The 18,215-nt window shown below is 42.3% G+C and carries 23 protein-coding genes and 1 pseudogene; 20 read left to right on the forward strand and 4 right to left on the reverse strand.

The window, feature by feature from the left end; translation table 11 throughout:
- The first annotated feature begins 231 nt into the window (after window positions 1–231).
- The 15 genes from infA (at window position 232) to N4597_RS01565 (ending at window position 10,721) form a co-directional block, all read left to right on the forward strand.
- Window positions 232–450 (forward strand): translation initiation factor IF-1, encoded by a 219-nt coding sequence (gene infA / locus N4597_RS01495; RefSeq protein WP_003689399.1) that lies wholly within the window; start codon window positions 232–234, stop codon window positions 448–450.
- A 34-nt stretch (window positions 451–484) separates the two neighbouring features.
- A complete protein-coding gene (gene rpmJ / locus N4597_RS01500; RefSeq protein ID WP_003696792.1) occupies window positions 485–598 on the forward strand; it encodes a 50S ribosomal protein L36 in 114 nt (37 codons plus the stop codon).
- 25 nt (window positions 599–623) lie between these two features.
- Window positions 624–989, forward strand: coding sequence for a 30S ribosomal protein S13 (gene rpsM, locus N4597_RS01505; RefSeq protein WP_050610991.1), 366 nt, complete (start codon window positions 624–626; stop codon window positions 987–989).
- A 26-nt stretch (window positions 990–1,015) separates the two neighbouring features.
- Window positions 1,016–1,402 carry a 30S ribosomal protein S11 gene (gene rpsK, locus N4597_RS01510; RefSeq protein WP_004050265.1) on the forward strand — a complete coding sequence of 129 codons (387 nt, stop codon included), beginning with the start codon at window positions 1,016–1,018 and terminating at the stop codon, window positions 1,400–1,402.
- 84 nt (window positions 1,403–1,486) lie between these two features.
- Entirely contained in the window at window positions 1,487–2,431 is a 945-nt protein-coding gene (locus N4597_RS01515; RefSeq protein WP_056976962.1) for a DNA-directed RNA polymerase subunit alpha, read from the forward strand.
- Between the two features lie 27 nt (window positions 2,432–2,458).
- On the forward strand, window positions 2,459–2,839 hold the full coding sequence (rplQ, locus tag N4597_RS01520; protein WP_050610993.1) for a 50S ribosomal protein L17: 381 nt from the start codon (window positions 2,459–2,461) through the stop codon (window positions 2,837–2,839).
- Between the two features lie 276 nt (window positions 2,840–3,115).
- The gene (locus N4597_RS01525) at window positions 3,116–3,952 is read left to right on the forward strand and encodes an energy-coupling factor ABC transporter ATP-binding protein (protein ID WP_089144507.1); all 837 of its coding nucleotides are present in this window, start codon (window positions 3,116–3,118) and stop codon (window positions 3,950–3,952) included.
- Entirely contained in the window at window positions 3,928–4,794 is an 867-nt protein-coding gene (locus N4597_RS01530) for an energy-coupling factor ABC transporter ATP-binding protein (RefSeq protein ID WP_172585850.1), read from the forward strand. The genes N4597_RS01525 and N4597_RS01530 overlap by 25 nt, the downstream gene beginning before the upstream one ends.
- Window positions 4,787–5,584 (forward strand): energy-coupling factor transporter transmembrane component T family protein, encoded by a 798-nt coding sequence (locus N4597_RS01535; protein WP_089144506.1) that lies wholly within the window; start codon window positions 4,787–4,789, stop codon window positions 5,582–5,584. The genes N4597_RS01530 and N4597_RS01535 overlap by 8 nt, the downstream gene beginning before the upstream one ends.
- 6 nt (window positions 5,585–5,590) lie before the next feature.
- Window positions 5,591–6,343, forward strand: a complete 753-nt coding sequence (gene truA / locus N4597_RS01540; RefSeq protein WP_260904270.1) for a tRNA pseudouridine(38-40) synthase TruA — start codon at window positions 5,591–5,593, stop codon at window positions 6,341–6,343.
- A gap of 164 nt (window positions 6,344–6,507) precedes the next feature.
- Window positions 6,508–7,596, forward strand: coding sequence for an FIST C-terminal domain-containing protein (locus N4597_RS01545; protein WP_172585849.1), 1,089 nt, complete (start codon window positions 6,508–6,510; stop codon window positions 7,594–7,596).
- A gap of 17 nt (window positions 7,597–7,613) precedes the next feature.
- Window positions 7,614–8,525: a methyl-accepting chemotaxis protein gene (locus N4597_RS01550; protein WP_260904273.1), complete on the forward strand. Its 912-nt coding sequence runs from the start codon at window positions 7,614–7,616 to the stop codon at window positions 8,523–8,525.
- 192 nt (window positions 8,526–8,717) lie between these two features.
- Window positions 8,718–9,161: a 50S ribosomal protein L13 gene (gene rplM, locus N4597_RS01555; RefSeq protein ID WP_050610997.1), complete on the forward strand. Its 444-nt coding sequence runs from the start codon at window positions 8,718–8,720 to the stop codon at window positions 9,159–9,161.
- Window positions 9,162–9,173: 12 nt separating this feature from the next.
- The gene (gene rpsI, locus N4597_RS01560; RefSeq protein WP_050610998.1) at window positions 9,174–9,566 is read left to right on the forward strand and encodes a 30S ribosomal protein S9; all 393 of its coding nucleotides are present in this window, start codon (window positions 9,174–9,176) and stop codon (window positions 9,564–9,566) included.
- A 396-nt stretch (window positions 9,567–9,962) separates the two neighbouring features.
- The gene (locus N4597_RS01565; RefSeq protein WP_260904276.1) at window positions 9,963–10,721 is read left to right on the forward strand and encodes a CPBP family intramembrane glutamic endopeptidase; all 759 of its coding nucleotides are present in this window, start codon (window positions 9,963–9,965) and stop codon (window positions 10,719–10,721) included.
- Window positions 10,722–10,964: 243 nt separating this feature from the next.
- Here the strand turns inward: N4597_RS01565 and N4597_RS01570 are convergent, their stop codons facing one another.
- From N4597_RS01570 to N4597_RS01580, 3 genes and pseudogenes are all read right to left on the reverse strand, one after another.
- A complete protein-coding gene (locus tag N4597_RS01570; RefSeq protein ID WP_260904278.1) occupies window positions 10,965–11,387 on the reverse strand; it encodes a DUF3021 domain-containing protein in 423 nt (140 codons plus the stop codon).
- Window positions 11,380–11,817: a LytTR family DNA-binding domain-containing protein gene (locus N4597_RS01575; RefSeq protein WP_089144502.1), complete on the reverse strand. Its 438-nt coding sequence runs from the start codon at window positions 11,815–11,817 to the stop codon at window positions 11,380–11,382. Before N4597_RS01575 ends, N4597_RS01570 begins: the two co-directional genes overlap by 8 nt.
- Before the next feature lie 153 nt (window positions 11,818–11,970).
- Window positions 11,971–12,147 (reverse strand): annotated as a pseudogene (locus N4597_RS01580) (ABC transporter ATP-binding protein); the annotation flags it as partial.
- Window positions 12,148–12,244: 97 nt separating this feature from the next.
- On the opposite strand from N4597_RS01580, the gene N4597_RS01585 reads away from it, so the two are divergent.
- Both N4597_RS01585 and yjeM read left to right on the forward strand, forming a co-directional pair.
- Complete coding sequence (locus N4597_RS01585) at window positions 12,245–12,856, forward strand: NAD(P)H-binding protein (protein WP_089144501.1); 612 nt, start codon at window positions 12,245–12,247, stop codon at window positions 12,854–12,856.
- A 149-nt stretch (window positions 12,857–13,005) separates the two neighbouring features.
- Complete coding sequence (gene yjeM, locus N4597_RS01590; protein WP_167589615.1) at window positions 13,006–14,481, forward strand: glutamate/gamma-aminobutyrate family transporter YjeM; 1,476 nt, start codon at window positions 13,006–13,008, stop codon at window positions 14,479–14,481.
- A 45-nt stretch (window positions 14,482–14,526) separates the two neighbouring features.
- Here the strand turns inward: yjeM and N4597_RS01595 are convergent, their stop codons facing one another.
- The gene (locus N4597_RS01595; protein WP_260904280.1) at window positions 14,527–15,543 is read right to left on the reverse strand and encodes a beta-1,6-galactofuranosyltransferase; all 1,017 of its coding nucleotides are present in this window, start codon (window positions 15,541–15,543) and stop codon (window positions 14,527–14,529) included.
- A gap of 123 nt (window positions 15,544–15,666) precedes the next feature.
- On the opposite strand from N4597_RS01595, the gene N4597_RS01600 reads away from it, so the two are divergent.
- The 3 genes from N4597_RS01600 (at window position 15,667) to N4597_RS01610 (ending at window position 18,194) form a co-directional block, all read left to right on the forward strand.
- On the forward strand, window positions 15,667–16,344 hold the full coding sequence (locus N4597_RS01600; RefSeq protein WP_260904282.1) for an oxidoreductase: 678 nt from the start codon (window positions 15,667–15,669) through the stop codon (window positions 16,342–16,344).
- Between the two features lie 150 nt (window positions 16,345–16,494).
- Entirely contained in the window at window positions 16,495–17,646 is a 1,152-nt protein-coding gene (locus N4597_RS01605; protein ID WP_089143809.1) for an RNA-guided endonuclease InsQ/TnpB family protein, read from the forward strand.
- Between the two features lie 164 nt (window positions 17,647–17,810).
- Window positions 17,811–18,194, forward strand: coding sequence for an oxidoreductase (locus N4597_RS01610; RefSeq protein ID WP_260904285.1), 384 nt, complete (start codon window positions 17,811–17,813; stop codon window positions 18,192–18,194).
- The last annotated feature ends 21 nt before the right edge of the window (window positions 18,195–18,215 follow it).

Genomic DNA, 18,215 nt, shown 5'->3' on the forward strand with positions numbered 1-18,215 from the left:
TGCTTTTTTATTAGCCAAAATGATTTTCAGAAAAAAACTAATTTACTCTGAAAAATAACTTGCAATGAGATAGGCCTTGTGATAAGATAATTTAGGTTTATCTTTTCAATAGGCTTAGTTTGCCCTTGAAAAGGGGTAAGCTAACTTGCGGAAAAAGGTGGGACTCCAAAAAAAGCTTCTCACAATTTTCGTGTAAAGTTTTAAAACCATTTTTTAAGGAGGTACTTTTGCGTGGCGAAAGATGATGTGATTGAAATTGAGGGTACGATCAAAGAAACGTTGCCAAATGCGATGTTTAAAGTTGAACTCGAAAACGGACATGAGATCTTAGCACATGTTTCCGGTAAAATTCGGATGCACTATATTCGTATCTTGCCAGGTGATAAAGTAACGGTTGAAATGTCCCCTTACGATTTGACTAAGGGTCGCATTACCTATCGCTTTAAATAGATTGTACTTCAACACTATATAGGAGGTATAATTCATGAAAGTAAGACCATCAGTTAAACCAATGTGCGAACACTGCAAAGTAATCAAGCGTAAAGGTCGCGTTATGGTTATTTGCGATAACCCAAAGCACAAACAACGTCAAGGATAATAATTAAACAGGAGGTGTAATTGTAATGGCTCGTATCGCAGGTGTCGATTTACCACGTAACAAGCGTATCGTAATCGGCTTAACTTATATTTACGGAATCGGTAATACAACAGCTAAGAAGATTTTAGCTGCAGCAGAAGTTTCTGAAGATGTTCGCGTTCGCGACTTAACAGCAGATCAAGAAGATAAGATCCGTGCTGAAGTAGACAAGGTTAAGGTTGAAGGTGACTTACGTCGTGAAGTTTCCTTAAACATTAAGCGTCTTTCAGAAATCGGCTCATACCGAGGCATGCGTCACCGTCGTCATTTACCAGTTCGTGGTCAAAATACCAAGAACAATGCGCGGACACGCAAAGGCCCAGCAATTTCAATTGCCGGTAAGAAGAAATAATTTAACAAAAGGAGGTTAGCTATTTCATGGCAGTTAAGAAATCACGTAAGCGTCGTGTAAAGAAGAATATTGAAAGCGGCGTGGCTCACATTCACTCAACATTTAACAACACACTTGTTATGATCACAGATGTTCATGGTAACGCCGTAGCTTGGTCATCAGCTGGTTCATTGGGCTTCAAGGGTTCACGTAAGTCAACTCCATTTGCTGCTCAAATGGCTGCAGAAGCTGCTGCTAAAGGTGCCATGGACCACGGTATGAAGACTGTTGAAGTTGCAGTTAAAGGCCCAGGTTCTGGTCGTGAAGCTGCAATTCGTGCACTTCAAACTACTGGTCTTGAAGTTACATCTATCAAGGATGTTACACCAGTACCTCACAATGGATGCCGTCCTCCAAAACGCCGTCGTGTTTAATGTGGATTAGTTTTCATTTTGAGGGAAACTTCATAATGTTTTCGCCAGATTGCACGTTACGTTTTGAAAGGGGTAAAGATAAGAATGATTGAATTTGAAAAACCAAAAATTCATAAAATTGAAGAAACAAAAGATTACGGTAAGTTTATCATTGAACCACTAGAACGTGGTTACGGTACAACTTTGGGTAACTCCCTACGCCGAATCTTACTTTCTTCATTGCCAGGTGCTGCTATTACTGATGTTCAAATTGATGGTGTGTTACACGAATTCTCTACAGTTGAAGGGGTTCTTGAAGATGTAACTGCAATCATTTTGAACTTGAAGAAAGTTGCTTTGAAAATTGATTCTGAAGATGCACAGGCACTAGAAATCAATGTGGTTGGTCCAATGGACGTAACTGCAGGTGACATTAATGGTAGCAGTGATGTTGAAATCCTTAATCCGGATTTGCATATTGCCACTGTGGCTGAAGGTGCTTCTTTCCATGTTCGGATGAATGCTGACAAGGGTCGTGGTTATGTTTCCGCTAGTGATAACAAGGCCAAAAATGATGAAATGCCAATTGGTGTTTTAGCAATCGACTCTATTTATACCCCGATCGAACGTGTCAACTACCAAGTAGAAAAAACACGTGTTGGTCAAAAGAATGATTATGACAAATTAACGCTTGACGTATGGACTAATGGTTCAATCACTCCAAGTGAAGCTATTAGTTTGTCAGCAAAGATTTTAACTGAACATCTTACTTTATTTGTTGATCTTACTGATGAAGCCAAGAATGCTGAAATCATGATTGAAAAAGAAGAAACACATAAAGAAAAGATGCTCGAAATGACAATCGAAGAACTCGATTTATCTGTTCGTTCATACAACTGCTTGAAGCGGGCTGGTATCAACACCGTTCAAGAATTAACGAACAAGTCCGAAGCTGATATGATGAAGGTCCGTAACTTAGGCCGGAAATCACTTGAAGAAGTTAAGGCTAAATTAGCTGATTTAGGTTTATCATTACGTCATGATGACTAATAATTAATTAAGGGAGGGAATCTGTTCATGGCTTACCGTAAATTAGGTCGTACAAGTGCACACCGTAAATCAATGTTACGTAACTTAACAACTGACTTGCTTGTTAACGGTAAAATCGTAACAACTGAAACTCGTGCTAAGGAAGTACGTAAATTCGCTGATAAGATGATCACTTTAGGTAAGAAGGGTGATTTAGCTGCTCGTCGTCGCGCTGCTGCATTCATGATGGATGTTGTTGCTGACGTTAAGGAAGACGGCGACAAGGTTGTTGTTCAAACAGCTTTACAAAAATTATTTGACGATGTAGCACCTCGTTATGCAGAACGTAACGGTGGTTACACACGGATCTTAAAGATGGAACAACGTCGTGGCGATGCTGCTAAGATGGTTGTCCTTGAATTAGTTTAATTCAACTATAATTTAAGATAAATTGTCACTTTTATAGCGATAAGTGGGCGTTACGATGTTGGGTTATTCCGAGTCTAGTCCTAAGTAGCAAGAATGGTCTTGTGAAAGTTTCGTTATAAAAAGTGATTTTTTATTTGCTTAAAATTAGTCATAATCACTGGTATAAGTTAACCTCGGTTAGGAAGAAGCCCTTTTTCCTAGTCGGGGTTTTTAATTTTCTAGGGAAAATATGGTATTATTTACCTATGACTAAGTTTAGGATACGAGGAACAGGCAATGACAACGATGATTAAAGTAAAGGATTTGACCTATCGTTATAACCCAACGGACGAACAACCTGCCTTGAATAAGGTCAGCCTGGAAATTGAGGCCGGCCAGTGGGTTGCTATCATTGGCCATAACGGTAGTGGAAAGTCGACCTTAGCCAAGGCCTTGGATGGCTTAATTGAGCCAGAGGCTGGGACAATTGAAGTAGCTGGCCTAAAGTTAACAGCAAAGACGGTGTGGGAGGTTAGAAACCACATTGGGATGGTTTTCCAAAATCCTGATAACCAATTTGTTGGTGCGGATGTCGAAGGCGATGTCGCCTTTGGAATGGAAAATCGGGGACTGGCTAGAAGCGAGATGGTAAGGCGGGTAAAACAGGCGTTAGCAGCCGTTAATATGACCGCCTATGCCAAGCACGAACCAGTCCGCCTGTCGGGGGGCCAAAAGCAACGGGTGGCGATTGCCGGGGTGTTGGCACTCCAACCGGATGTAATCATTTTTGATGAGTCGACGAGTATGCTTGATCCCGAAGGGCGGCAAGATATCATTGACTTAATGAGTAAGTTAAACCAAGAAGGGTTTACAATTATTTCAATTACCCATGATATCGATGAGGCCAGTCTAGCTCAACGGGTAATCGTGTTAGACGATGGCCAAATTATCGCAGATCAAAAGCCAGCTGACCTGTTTGCTAAGGGCCAGGCCTTAATCGAGTTAGGCCTAGATGTCCCTTACCCTGAAAAGTTAAAGCATGAGCTAAGTAAGTTAGGGCTGAGAGTGCCAACGAAGTATTTAGATGAAGAAGGGATGGTGGCTTGGTTATGGCAATTACTTTCACAGGCTTAAATTATATTTACCAAGCCAATACCCCCTTTGAATACCACGCCTTAAAGGACATTAACTTGACGATTCCGGATGACTCCTACACAGCTATTATTGGTCACACCGGAAGTGGGAAGTCAACCTTGTTGCAGCACCTCAATGGTCTGTTAAAGCCCACTAGTGGCAGTTTAGAGGTTAATGGTCAATTAATTACGCCCCAGACTAAAAATAAGCAACTAGGTGCGTTACGCAAGCAAGTCGGTTTTGTCTTTCAATTTCCAGAGGCTCAGCTGTTTGAAGAGACGGTGTTAAAAGACATTGCGTTTGGGCCCCAAAATTTTGGTAAAAGCCAAGCGGAGGCCTTAGAAATTGCTAAGCAAATGGCTCAGCTAGTTAATTTACCTGCCAGCCTGTGGGAGAAGTCTCCCTTTGAGTTATCTGGTGGGCAAATGCGCCGGGTGGCAATTGCTGGAATTTTGGCCATGACTCCTAAGACCTTAATCTTGGATGAACCGACGGCTGGGTTAGATCCTAAGGGCCGGCTGGAGATGATGGAGATGTTTTACCGCCTTCACCAAGAAGAAAAGCTAAATATCATCCTGGTTACACACAATATGGATGACGTAGCTAATTATGCCGATAATGTGGTCGTACTTGAAGGGGGGCAGGTTCTAAAGACGGGCAGCCCCCAAGAAGTTTTTGCTGAGCCTGCCTGGTTGAAAAAACACCACCTAGGTCTCCCCAAAACGACGGCCTTTGCGCAGAAGTTAGTCGAAAGAGGCTTTAAGTTAGATAAATTACCGTTAAAAGAAAAGCAGTTGGCGGAAAAATTGGTGGCACTGATAGGGGGGACTGATCATGAGTAAGTTTTTATTAGGACGGTATATCAATGGTGACTCCCTCGTCCATCAAATGGATGCTCGGGCTAAGTTGGCGCTTAGTATCTACTTTATTGCGATTATCTTTTTAGCCAATAACTGGGCCACTTACGGGCTCTTGTTAATCTTGGTCTTGGCCTGTGTGTTACTGTCTAAGATTAAGCTCGGCTTCTTCTTACGGGGGGTGGCGGCCATGATTTGGTTGATTATCTTTACCGTTTTGCTGCAAGTGTTTTTCACTACCGGGGGGCACGTTTACTGGCACTGGGGCATTTTGAACCTAACGCAGGTAGGACTCGTTCGGGGCGCCTATGTTTTTTGCCGCTTTGTCTTGATTATTTTTATGTCGACCTTGCTAACCTTGACCACCTCGCCGTTAGAAATCTCCGACGGCTTGGAGTCGTTGATGAAGCCGCTAAAGTATTTAAAGGTCCCGGTCTATGAGATTGCCCTCATGCTTTCAATCGCTCTAAGGTTTGTTCCCACTTTGTTAGACGAGACCCAAAAGATTATGAACGCCCAACGGTCACGGGGGGTCAACTTTGGGGAGGGTAAGCTTCTCGACCAAATTAAGGCCGTGATTCCCTTGCTGATTCCACTCTTTGTGAGTGCGATTAACCGGGCGGAGGATTTAGCTACGGCAATGGAGGCCCGGGGTTATCGGGGCGGTGAAGGGCGGACTAAGTATCGCCAACAGGTTTGGCAGTTAAAGGATAGCTTGGCCTTAGTGGTATTTGGCCTAGTTACAGTTGGGTTAGTATTTTTGAGAACATGGTAGGATGAGATGACGAAGAGATATAAGATTACAATGGCTTACGACGGCACGAATTTTGCGGGGTTTCAGATTCAACCTAACCAGCGTACGGTTCAAGGGGTGCTCGAAAAGGCCATCAACAAAATGAGTAAGCTAGATGAATATATTACGGTCCATGGCTCTGGGCGGACGGATGCCGGCGTGCACGCGTTAGCCCAGGTTGCCCACTTTGATTTTCCCCACGAAATTTCTGCAGAAGGGATGTTGCGGGGCCTAAATAGCATGTTACCTTTAGACTGCGAGATTACGGGCTGTGAGATTGTCCCTGACAGTTTCCACTCCCGCTTTACCACCCACGGCAAGCGCTACATGTACCGTGTGAGTCGGGGCCGATATACGAACCCCTTTAAACGCTTCTACACCGGTCATTATAAGTACCCACTGGATATAGACCGGATTAAGGAAGCAATGCCGGATGTCGAAGGGACCCATGACTTTTCTAGTTTTGTGGCTTCGGGTAGCCAGGTTAAAGATCATGTTCGGACCATTTACGAAGCCACGGTTAGAGAGGATAAGGCTAACGACGAAATTATCTTTGAATTTTATGGTAACGGCTTTTTATATAACCAGGTACGGATTATGGTCGCCACCCTGTTAGAAATTGGTAACGGCCGCCGGGATGTCCATGATTTTCTAAGACTTTATGAGGTCAAAGACCGGTCGCAGGCCCGTGAGACGGCGCCGGCCAGTGGCTTGTATTTAAAAGAAGTTTATTACGATTAAAAACTAAGCTAAAAAGCTAGTTATTCCCTTGGGAGTAGCTGGCTTTTTTTGTGGACTAAATTTTAAATTTGGCAAAAGATTGTGGGCAACCACTTAAAAAAAGCAACAGTTGTCCGATATATAAAGTGTATAGCTATAACAAATTACTTTATAAGGAGTTATTTATGAAAGCGAAATTAGGTAGTAGTCACCAGCAAGAGCTTACAGCGGCCTTAGCAGAAGCGCTGGCGGATGTAAGGCAAGCAACTTTTATCTTAGTCCAAACAACGTTAGGCGATTTGAAGCAGGTGGCCACCTACTTACAGACTAATTTTCCCGGGGCCGCCAGCCTGGCTACCAGCGGCCAGTCTTACCTAGCCACTGGAGCAGGGCAAACCCTAGTGGCGGTGGCATTTGAAGCGGGAGTCGCAGTTGAGACCGGGGTTTTAACCAAGCTAGCCACGGCCCCACTTAGGGATTTGTACACCTTAGAACAGAAATTACAAGCAATTAAGCCTAACCAGCAAAATACCATCTGCCTAGAGTATTGTACTAACGATGAGGAAGTAACGGTCAGCAGCATGAACGTCGCCCTAGAAAAATATGGGGTGACCCTACTGGGTGGTTCTGTTTTTGATGAGCAAAAGTGTACCGGTGAAGTTTTAGTTGATGGGCAAGTTTACCAGGATGCCTGTGGTTTTGCCCTTATCAAAAACCTTGACGGAAAAATCAATACCTACTCAGAAAATATCTATGAGCCGGTAAGTAATGCTAGCCGGCATATTGCAACCAAGGTTGACCTCAAAACTAAGACATTGGTCGAATTGGATAATCAGCCCGCCGCTGAGGTTTACAGTCAAGAAACAGGCTTGCCGGCCCAACAGATTATTGAAAATGTCTTAAATCAACCCTTAGGCAGGCTAGTTGGTGATAATTACTACATCTTTTCGATGCACGAGCTAGCAGCTAATGGGGCTTTGGTTAACTATAAGCGGGTTAATAAAAACGATACGGTGGCTATCTTACAGTTAGCGGATTACCAAACGATTAACCGCCAGACCTTAGAAAGAATTAAGCGTGACAATCCGCGGCCAGAACTGATTTTGAGTTTTAATTGTATTTTTCGCCACCAACTCTTTCAAAAAGAAGGGTATCTACCAACCTACTTACGGCAGATGGGGACCCTTGGCCCTTACCTCGGTTATGTTTGTGGGGGCGAGCAGTACGGCAAGCAGCATGTAAATCAGACCATGATTTGTGCAGTTTTTGAATAATTAGTGAGGAATAGAAAATGTTATTTTTTAAGAAAAAACCGGCAGTAACAGCAATCGAGTCAAGTGAGCAAGCGGTAGTCCCAAGAAAAATTGCAGCTAAGCTGCTACCCTTAAAGGAAATCGGCCGCTTTGCCTTAGAACAAAAAAGCAAGTTACAGCAAGAAGAAAGTATCACAATTAACGGCATCCAAGAGATTCAAGATTCCTTTGAAATCGTTGAGGAAAAGTATAGTGGGATTTCGCAGTCCGTTGCCGGCTTTAAAAGCGAATTTAAAGGGATTAACGAGGTCAGCAATCGGTTAGAAACCATCACGGAGCAGCTAAAGCAAACTGCCTTAGATTCGCAGGCGGGCATCAAATCAGTTGATAGCAGCTCTCAATCGGTGTTAACTACCATCGACGACATGCAAGTTAACTTTGAGGCCTTTCAAAAAAGTCTAGCCGAAATCAAAAAGCAAGTCGAACAGATTAACTATGTCGCCACGCAGACCAACTTGTTAGCCCTCAACGCTTCGATTGAAGCCGCTCGTTCCGGTGAAGCCGGTAGGGGTTTTGCGGTCGTAGCTAATCAGGTTAATGAGTTATCCCAAGAAATTAAGGAAATGGTTACTAGCATCGATAGTAGCATGGGTGAGTTAGAGCAAAAAAACGCTGAGTTAAATCAATCCTTAGTAGACACTAGAAATGCGGTTGATTTATCACATGAAACGGTTAACGACACCCAAGCAACGATTGCTACCATCACCACCGTTGCCGACGACGTTACCAAGGAAAGTGAGCAGTTAATCCAAACCTTCGAGACCTGCGATACTGAAATTGGCCTAATTACCCAAAATATCGATGACTCTAGTCACTACTTTACTAACGTAGCCGAAAAAATTAGCGATATCAAGACAAAGGTCAGCCAAAAGGGATTTATGAAGACATGACCAACGTCTTAGAACAGATTCAACCGCTAATTAGTGAAATTGAAAGTGAAGAAGAATAATTTTTGTCGCTAATTTTATTGACTAAGTGACAGAAAAATTATAATATAGTATTTGGTATTGTTTGCCCCACAGTAGGCCCCGTTAAACTTATTGTTTGTCAAACATGCATATAATAAATGGAGGAAATTAGACGTGCGTACAACATATATTGCAAAACCAGGCGAAGTAGAACGTAAATGGTATGTCGTAGATGCTACAGATATTCCTTTGGGACGTCTTTCAGCAGTAGTGGCATCCGTATTACGTGGTAAGAATAAACCAACATTTACACCTAACGTTGATACAGGTGATTACGTTATCGTTGTTAATGCAGAAAAAGTTGCTTTAACAGGTAAGAAAGAAACAGACAAGATTTACTACCACCACTCAAACCATCCAGGTGGATTAAAGGCTCGTACAGCTGGTGACTACCGTGCTAACGACCCAGAAAAGCTTATTGCTTTATCAGTAAAGGGTATGCTTCCAAAGGGTTCTCTTGGCCGTAAGCAAGCTAAGAAGTTACACGTATACCGTGGTGCAGAACACAACCACGCAGCACAACAACCAGAAGTATTAGACATTACAAACTTAATCTAGGAGGATACTGAATTGGCTCAAGTACAATATAGCGGTACAGGTCGCCGTAAGAACTCTGTTGCTCGTGTACGCTTAGTACCAGGGACAGGTAAGATCGTTATGAACGGCAAGCCTGCAGAAGAATACATTCCATTTGCAAACTTACGTGAAGTTATGGTACAACCATTCGCTGTTACTGAAACAAAAGGTGCATACGATGTTTTAGTTAACGTTAATGGTGGTGGTTTCTCAGGTCAAGCTGGTGCAACTCGTCACGGTATTGCTCGTGCTTTACTTGAAGTTGACCCAGACTTCCGTGGCGTTTTGAAGCGTGCAGGTCTCTTAACTCGTGACGCACGTATGAAAGAACGTAAGAAGCCAGGTCTTAAGAAAGCTCGTAAGGCTTCACAATTTAGTAAACGTTAATCTTCGGATTACAAGGTTTCAAACACTCTATCTTTGGATGGGGTGTTTTTTTATACAAAAAACTTTGGGTACATAGTTTTTAAAGCCAGTCTTACCACGGCTTTATTTTACCTTCTCCTATTGTGATTGCTTAACTTCACCAGTGCAAAACGGGCCATTGCTCGCTAGGACGTAAGCAAAGACGGTGAATGCCTAAGTGTTGAAACGCATGCACGGATTTCAAATGCCGATGGTGATTGTGCTGATATAGTGATGAATTTAAATGTTGCTTTTATTTACTTTTATTGAGGCGATTGATTAGTTGTTTCGAATTTATTTAACTATTATTTATTGTTTGCTGCAACTTAGTTGAGTATTATATAAGTAAATTTAACTAATTATTAGGAGGTTTTATGGATGATAGAACCTAGAATGCAGGAAACGTCAGCTTGGCTAAAATTAACTTTCGCTTTAGTAGCATATGTTATTTATGTGGTAGTAGCAGAAGTAACTGCTAATCTCGGTTGTTGGAAAATTCTTATCCATGCTAGCTTAGTTTTACTGATAGTAATGGCTAGTGCTTGGGCTTTGAAAACGGGATATTTACTGGTTCCACGGAGCCATACTAAAGCACAAATGAAAACTGGTAGATATTTTTTGATTTTCATTATTCTTTACTTTGGTTACTTTTTCCAAATTCTTAGCGGTGTTTACAGCGCATTAGGATTAGAGGTAGGCAAGTTAGTTAGGGTAACAGTTGTGGCGTTAGGAGCTGGCTTTTTCGAAGAATTTTTAGTAAGGGGATTAATTTTAGGTGCCTTTGCTCAACTATTAGAAGGAAAAAGGGGGCAAATTAGTATCTCGGTATTTTCTTCAGCGTTAATCTTTGGTTTACTGCATTTTTGCAATTTGACTTACCAAACTTTTCCTGCAACCCTGCAACAGGTGATATACGCAGCTGTTATAGGAGTTGCTTTGGGAGTAGTGAGAGTAGTTACTAATGGGTTAGTGTTTCCGGTTATTTTGCATAGCTTGATAGACTTTAAGCCTGATGTTTTAGAGGCTAGCGAACTAATGAATTGGAGTATGCTAACTATTGTCCTTGTTCCTTTGCTTGTGGTTGCAAGCATTACTTTAATTAACTGGGAATTCAAACGTAACTACCTACTAAAATAAGGAGTTTCCATAAAATTCTAGATGTAATTTGTTTAACACCTAGAATTTTTTATGAGGGAATTCTTAAGAACCAGGTCATATTAGCAAGTTTCTGCGCCAAATTCTAGCGAGAAATGATACCCCCGAGTTTAAGTTCGTGTCGCTTTGCGGAGTGTACCTGAAACGGTGAATGCGGTCACTATTTTTTCTTACATAAAATTAGCATTGAGTTAGCGATAGTGGCTAATTCAATGCTAAAGTAGCTCAGTGCAATTTTTTATTTAGGATTTGTAGCTGGTGTTTAGTGTGATGGTAGATGCTAACCCAAATAAGCAGGTAGATTAAAACGAAAATTAGGTTAAATGCAAAAAAACTAGTTGAACTCAGCCAGTGTTCGTGCCAAGCAACGGCTACTAGTGGAAAGTAGAGTGTAACTGCATGGAGGATGGTAGCTGCCAGTAAGGAATTGACGTAGTCAAAGATTAACTGGGCTACATTCATCCAAGCACCCAGTAAGGCCCAAAGTAAGGTCGAAGTTACCATCATTTTCCAGGTGAAGTTGCTAGTTGGCAGACTGGCATAAAAGCTGCCGGCGGTAGCTAGTCCGGAGAAGAAGATGGAGAGCCAGAGCCCGACAAAAGTTCCGACTAACACACCGATAATGCTTAATCTTAATACTTTACGCATGATTGATTGCCTCCTTTATTTTACCCAAGTAGCGCCGGGATGCGCTGGTTTTACGGCCGTCTTTGAAAAGAATCTCGATAATGCCGGTTTTAGTGAAGTTGAAGGCCTGGACGTATTTTAGTTGGATTAACTCGGAACGTGAAATTTGCACGAAACTATTAGGCAGGGTGGATGCAAGCTGATAAAGACGTTGGTTAAGCAGGTACTCTTGGTGATTGGCGTAGCAATAAACTTTTTTGTTAGCGGCATAAATTTGTTGGATGGTTACTAGATCCACGAGCACTTTGCGATTGTTGACCTGGGCAGGTAATTGAAAAATTTCTTTTTGAGCAAAGTCAACAATACGGTCAATGGTGGGGCTCGGTGCTTGGGTGGCAAGTTGTAGTTCATCTTTAGGAAGTTGGTGGTTATAGGTTAAGCTTACTTTCATGATAGTTCCTCCCTTCTTCACCTTTAGTATAACAAACGTATCCTTTAAAGAAAGGAAAATAAGACGAGTGGTCTAAAATAGGGACTTAGTGGTAAAAGTTACAACTAAAAACGCTTCTAACGTTATTTTGGTAACATTAGAAGCGTTGTAAGCTTAGCCACCCAAGTAAGCCTGCTTAACAGCTTGGTCAGTTAAAAGCTCGGTGTCTGTGCCGCTTAGTTTAATTGTGCCGGTGGCTAGAACGTAGGCGCGGTCAGCAATTTTAAGGGCTTGGGTGGCGTTTTGTTCAATTAATAAAATAGTGGTTCCCTGTTTTTTGATGTTCCTAAGTCTATATCATCATTTTTTAATTGTCAACGGAAAATTTTAATTTTTCAAAACTAACTGACTGAAGAAGAAGCTAGAAATTAGGATTGGAGTGAATGGAATGAAAATTTTTCTAGCGGGTAGTACCGGCCGGGTGGCGACTGAGGTTTTAAAATTATTGTCGGCCCAAGGAAAGGAAGTAATCGCAGGGGCTAGGCGACCAGCGGCTGTGGAAAAGCTTCCACATGTGACGGCCGTTAAGTTGGATTTACATGCACCTGTGGATAAGTTAGCCGAGCTCGTGGCGGGGGTGGATGCCATTATCTTTACCGCTGGCTCACGGGGTAAGGATTTGCTACAAACTGATGCCTATGGGGCGGTTAAGTTAATGCAGGCTGCCCAATTAGCAGGGGTTAGGCGTTTTGTGATGTTGAGTGCCTTATATTCGTTGACGCCTACCAAGTGGCCGGCTAGTCTGACTGACTATTACATTGCTAAGTTTTTTGCAGATAATTACCTGGTTAACCAAACGGACTTAGATTATACGATTGTTCAACCTGGTAGTTTAGTGGAAGACCAACCTACGGGTTTGGTGGCTAAAAAAGAAGCGCTGGGAGCAATTCCGATTGGGGATGTAGCTGCGGTGCTGGTAGCCGTTGTGAATAAGGTGCAGACTTATGGGCAGGCTATTCCGGTGATTGCGGGGGACCAACCAATCGCAGAAATTTTTTAAACTCAGATTCTTAGTTTTTGTTAATAAATATTCAGATTATCCTAGTAAAAGTTAATAAAAATTTAGGCTAAGTGCTGACTTCTCCCACGAGATTTTAAGGTTGCTATGGTAAAATGGCTACTGTTATTTTCTCAAAGGAGATTTTTTATATGGATAAAAATAAAAAGATTGGCTTAGTTAGCTTAATTATGATGATCTTTTCCAGTATCTTCGGTTTTGCTAACATGCCGGTAGCCTTTTTGCAAATGGGCTATGCAAGTATTATTTGGTATATTTTTGCAGCCATCTTCTTCTTCTTACCAGTTGCTATGATGCTAGCTGAGTATGGGGCAACCTTTAAGGAAGAAGAGGGCGGGATTTATAGTTGGTTAACCCACACTTTGGGTGAAAAGTGGGCCTTCATTGGGACTTTTATCTGGTTATCCAGTTGGATTATCTGGTTGCTCAGTATTTCTTCTAAGGTCTACATTCCCTTTTCGGCCATGCTCTTTGGTAAAGACTTAACCCAAACCTGGGCGTTTGGTCCCTTTAACGCTACCCAAGTTATTGGTTTGTTGGGGATTTTTTGGATGCTCTTAGTTACTTTTTGTGCTAGTCGGGGTGTGAGTGTGATTTCGAAGGTTTCCAGTATCGGGGGGACCTTTGTCAGTGCCATGGTAGTTGTCTTTTTAGTGGCAACCGGCATCGCCTTTGTTGCTAGTCACGGGCAGATGCAAGAAGCATTGACAGTCCACTCTTTAGTTAAGGCACCTAACCCAGCCTTCCAAAGTCCGGTGGCAACAATGTCGTTTGTGGTCTATGCCATCTTTGCTTATGCCGGCTTAGAATCACTTGGGGGAATGATTGATAGCATCGACCAACCAGAAAAGACCTTCCCTAAGGGCTTATTAATTTCCTCCCTCTTGATTGCAGCCGCTTATTCCTTGATGATCTTACTTTGGGGGGTAAGTACTAACTGGCAACGTGACTTATCAGGCGATAGCGTCAACCTCGGTAATATCACCTACGTAATGATGCAACACTTAGGTGTTTACCTGGGACAAACTTTAGGCTTGAAGGCAAGCACCTCGGCTTTGATTGGAAATATCTTCATTCGGTTCGTCGGGCTCGGGATGTTCTTAGCTTACGTTGGCTCCTTCTTTATTTTGATTTACTCACCAATTAAGTCATTTATCTTAGGATCCAAGCATTTGTGGCCAGAAAAGATGACTAAGCTAAACAAGCACGGGATTCCGGAATTTGCCATGTGGATGCAAGCCTTACTGGTATGTATTTTAATTTTCCTCATCTCCTTTGGGGGTGGGCAAGCCAAGACTTTCTATACCATCCTAACTGACATGTCCAACGTTTCAACTTCATTCCCTTACCTGTTTTTAGTAGGTGCCTTTCCAATCTTTAAGAAGAAGGCCTTCGACCAACCGTTTGAAGTTTATAAAAAGCATGGTTGGACCCAAGTGATTACGTTGATTTCCTTCTTAATCATTTTATTTGGAATCATCTTTACTTGCGTGCAACCATTCCTTGATGGGGATTACGTCACTGGTTTTTGGACCATTATCGGCCCTATCTTCTTTGGTGGGTTAGCTTGGTTAATCTACCGGCAAGCAGAAAAGAAAACTAAATAAAAACTAAGCCCCGCCTGGCTTTTAGTAGTTAGGCGGGGCTTTAGTCTAGAGTTTTAACTGCTTTAGGGCTCGCTTAATGTAGTAGCCTTGGCGCATCTTATTAGCAACGGCGGCTACGTTTTGGCGAATTAAAGCATAGTCAGCGGGGGTTAAGCGGTCCAACAGGTCGTCTAAGTCATTGAGGTCAGCAATTGTTAAACCAACATGGTGTTTTTCAACAAAATCTGCTAGGGCCGCCTCCTTCCAAATAATAACAGGCAGTCCAGAGCTAAGATAAAGCGAGACTTTGTGGGGGTTATTGTACTTCATGTATTCTCCAAAAGTGCCGGTACATGAACTTAGAGAATCGCCATCCCAAACCAAGCCAAATGACTGCTGCAAAAACTTAGGTAGTTCCTCGGGCGTTTTTTGTCCTTGGTAGGCGATGTTTTGCGGGTAGTTGTTACTTGGATTGGGTCCAAATAAAATCAGCTGGTGCTTGGTTAAGTTTAATTTGGTAAGAAAGTCGGCCTTAGCCAGATTACCCGCAAAGCAAACGCTGGCATCATAGTAATCAGTAGTCAGTAAGGGGTGCGGATTATCATAGTCAAAAATCTCAAGGTTAATTAGTTTGCTCGTACAGCCGTTAGCTTGCAGCCAGGCAATCATCTTGTGGTTATGGACGATTAGGCCGTCAGCCTGGTTAAGGAAGTTAATTTCGCTTTGGACATAGTTAGGCTTATCTTTGAACAGCCTAAGCGACTCTAGGTCATGAATCACCAGGTAAAGTTTAGCCTGGGTGTATTTTTTTAAGTTAGTTAATATGACGTCTAACAAGTAGGTGGAGTACAAGGGGTATTGTAAAACCAGGTTGTCAATGTCGGAATGGTTTTTAAAGAAAGCCGGCACCTTAACGTGGGCTAAATAGAGCTTCTGTAAGCGCGACTTCCAGCCCATTTTTAAATCATATTTTAGGGTAACAGAGTGAAATTTACCGGCGAGAAAATGTTCGATATCCCGCTTGGCTTTTGGACCGGCATCATTTTTATTTTTATCAGTAATGGAAATTAAGTAATTATTCATTAAAAAAACCTCTCGTAAAAGTTAATTACATTATAGCATTTTTGAAGCAAGGGAAAATATTTGTCATTAATTGTAATTAAGTTTACAATTAGTAAGTAAAATTATTAATGCGAGGTGAAGTTAATGTCAGAACTATTGAAACCGGCTAAAGTGGCGGGCTTAGACCTTAAAAATCGAGTGGTAATGTCGCCAATGTGTATGTACGAAGTGGCTAAAGAAGATGGAATTGCCACCGACTTTCATTTTGCCCATTATGGGGCGCGTGCGCTTGGCGGGGTCAGTTTAATTATTACTGAGTCGACGGCGGTTTTGCCAGATGGACGAATTACTAAAAATGACTTAGGTTTGTGGAACGATCAGCAAGCAGAAAAATTCAGTCAGTTAGTCAGCTACTTGCACGGATTAGGAACTAAGGTGGGGGTCCAATTAAACCACGCCGGCCGCAAAGCAGAGGACGCTAAGCTTAAGTGGGCCCCTAGTGCCATAGCTTACAATGATACCTACGGACAGCCTAAGGAGATGAGCTTAGCAGAAATCGCTGAGGTCAAGGAAGCCTTTGTCGCTGCTGCTAAGCGGGCCCAGGCAGCCGGGGTTGATGTGCTTGAAATTCACGGGGCCCATGGCTACTTATTAAATCAGTTCCTCTCACCTAAAACAAACCAGAGAAACGATGAATACGGTGGGACTTTGGCCAAGCGTTATCGCCTGGTCGATGAAATTGTCCGGGCTGTCCGGGCGGAATTTACCGGCTCATTATGGTTAAGAATTTCGGCAACTGATTATGCGCCGGGAGGAACTTAACTGTTAACGAAAATATATTAAAACATACTCAAAAACCATCTAAGATAGTCAATCAGAAAGTAAAAATGTGAGATTGATAACTTTTTAGAACTTATGTTTTGAATTTTACTTGAGAAAGTGCTATCATCTCTGTAACAGGAGGTGAGTTTAATGCTACGTGTACAAAAAGTTAGACTGTATCCTAACGAAATCATGAAACAAGTCCTTGATGATTTATGCGATTATCGCAGATATTGTTGGAATCAAGGCTTAGCTTTATGGAATGATATGTATGATGCTTCCTTAGTTTTAGGCGATAAAAAATTACGTCCAAGTGCCCGCAAGGTTCGGGACGAATTAGTCGCTAACAAGGAAGATTGGCAGTACCAACTGTCGGCCCGTTGTTTACAGCTAGCTATTTCTGACTTAGGTAAAGCCTGGCAAAACTTCTTTAAGAAGTCGTTGCCTGATTGGGGCAAACCAAAGTTTAAGTCTAAAAAGACGGCCCGCCAGGGTTTTAAGACGGACCGGGCTCAGATTGTTAATGGTAAGTTACGGCTGGATAAACCGCACGGGGTTAAAGCCTGGGCTGATATTAGTTTTAAGGGCGCTAATGATTTAAAGGGTGAATTAAAAGTCGTCTCGATTTATCGTGAAAACGGTAAGTACTGGGCGAGCTTACCCTTTGAAGTTAAGGTGACGAAGCAAGCTAAGACCGGACAAAAGACAGCCGTTGACGTTAACGTTGGTCACTTTGACTATACCGAAGGTCAAGTCAAGACTTTGCCTAACAATTTAAAGGCTTTGTACAAACGCATTAAGCATTACCAACGCCTCTTAGCTAGAAAACGAATGGTAAATGGAAAGAAAGCGACCCAAGCAAATAACTACGTTAAGACGAGAGCCAAGTTACAACGTGATTATCGAAAAGTTGCTAGTATTCAACATGATATTGTTCAAAAGTTTACCACCATGCTAGTCAATAATTATGACCGCATTGCCATTGAAGATTTAGCAGTTAAGCAGATGCAGATGAGTCACGTCGCGTCTAAAGGCTTACACCGGTCAATGTTTGGCTATTTCAAGCAAGTTTTAAAATATAAGTGTGAATGGTATGGCAAGGAGTTAATCTTAGCGGACCGTTACTATCCAAGTACCCAGCGCTGTTCTGCTTGTGGTCATGTTAAGATTGGTAAAGATAAAGTCGGACTTGACGGCAACAAGAAACACAAAACAAAACATAACGAGTATATTTGTTATGAGTGCGGGGCAGTTATGGAGCGAGACGAAAATGCCGTGAGAAATTTACTTGCCTTACTGTAAAAATCAATGGGGGTGGGCTACACCCTTGAGCTACAAGAGTCAGTCACTGTCATTACCCCCAAGTTGGGATATGGGAATACTGGTGTTGACGGTAGTAAATAAAATCAAGAAAGGAAAAGCTATATTCTTTCTCAAATGTAATCATTTGTTATATTTGATTACGTTTGTTCACATTATATGTAGCAGCAGAGAATACCATGGCCGATTGGAAACAAGTGGCGGGCTGGTTGCAAGCGGCCGGGCTTGACTGTTTGGATGTCTCAACTGGGGGCCTGTTGGATGTTAAGCCTAACATTCCGCTCTATGACGGCTACCAAGTACAGTTTGCCAGTGCTTTGAAGGCTGTTAGTGATTTATACGTGGCAGCGGTAGGTTTGTTGGATAACCCCGGCTTATGTGAATACCTGGTTCAGACTAAACAAGTCGACCTCATTTTACAGGCGCGGGCCTTGTTACGAAATCCTAACTGGGTGATGAAAGCGGCAACGGCTTTACATGATCATGACTACCAAGCCTATAACGCTTCTTATGAACGGGCACGACTTTAAATTAAAAAAATAAAGGGCTTA

Source organism: Ligilactobacillus agilis, assembly GCF_025311475.1.
Taxonomy (GTDB): Bacteria; Bacillota; Bacilli; order Lactobacillales; family Lactobacillaceae; genus Ligilactobacillus; species Ligilactobacillus agilis.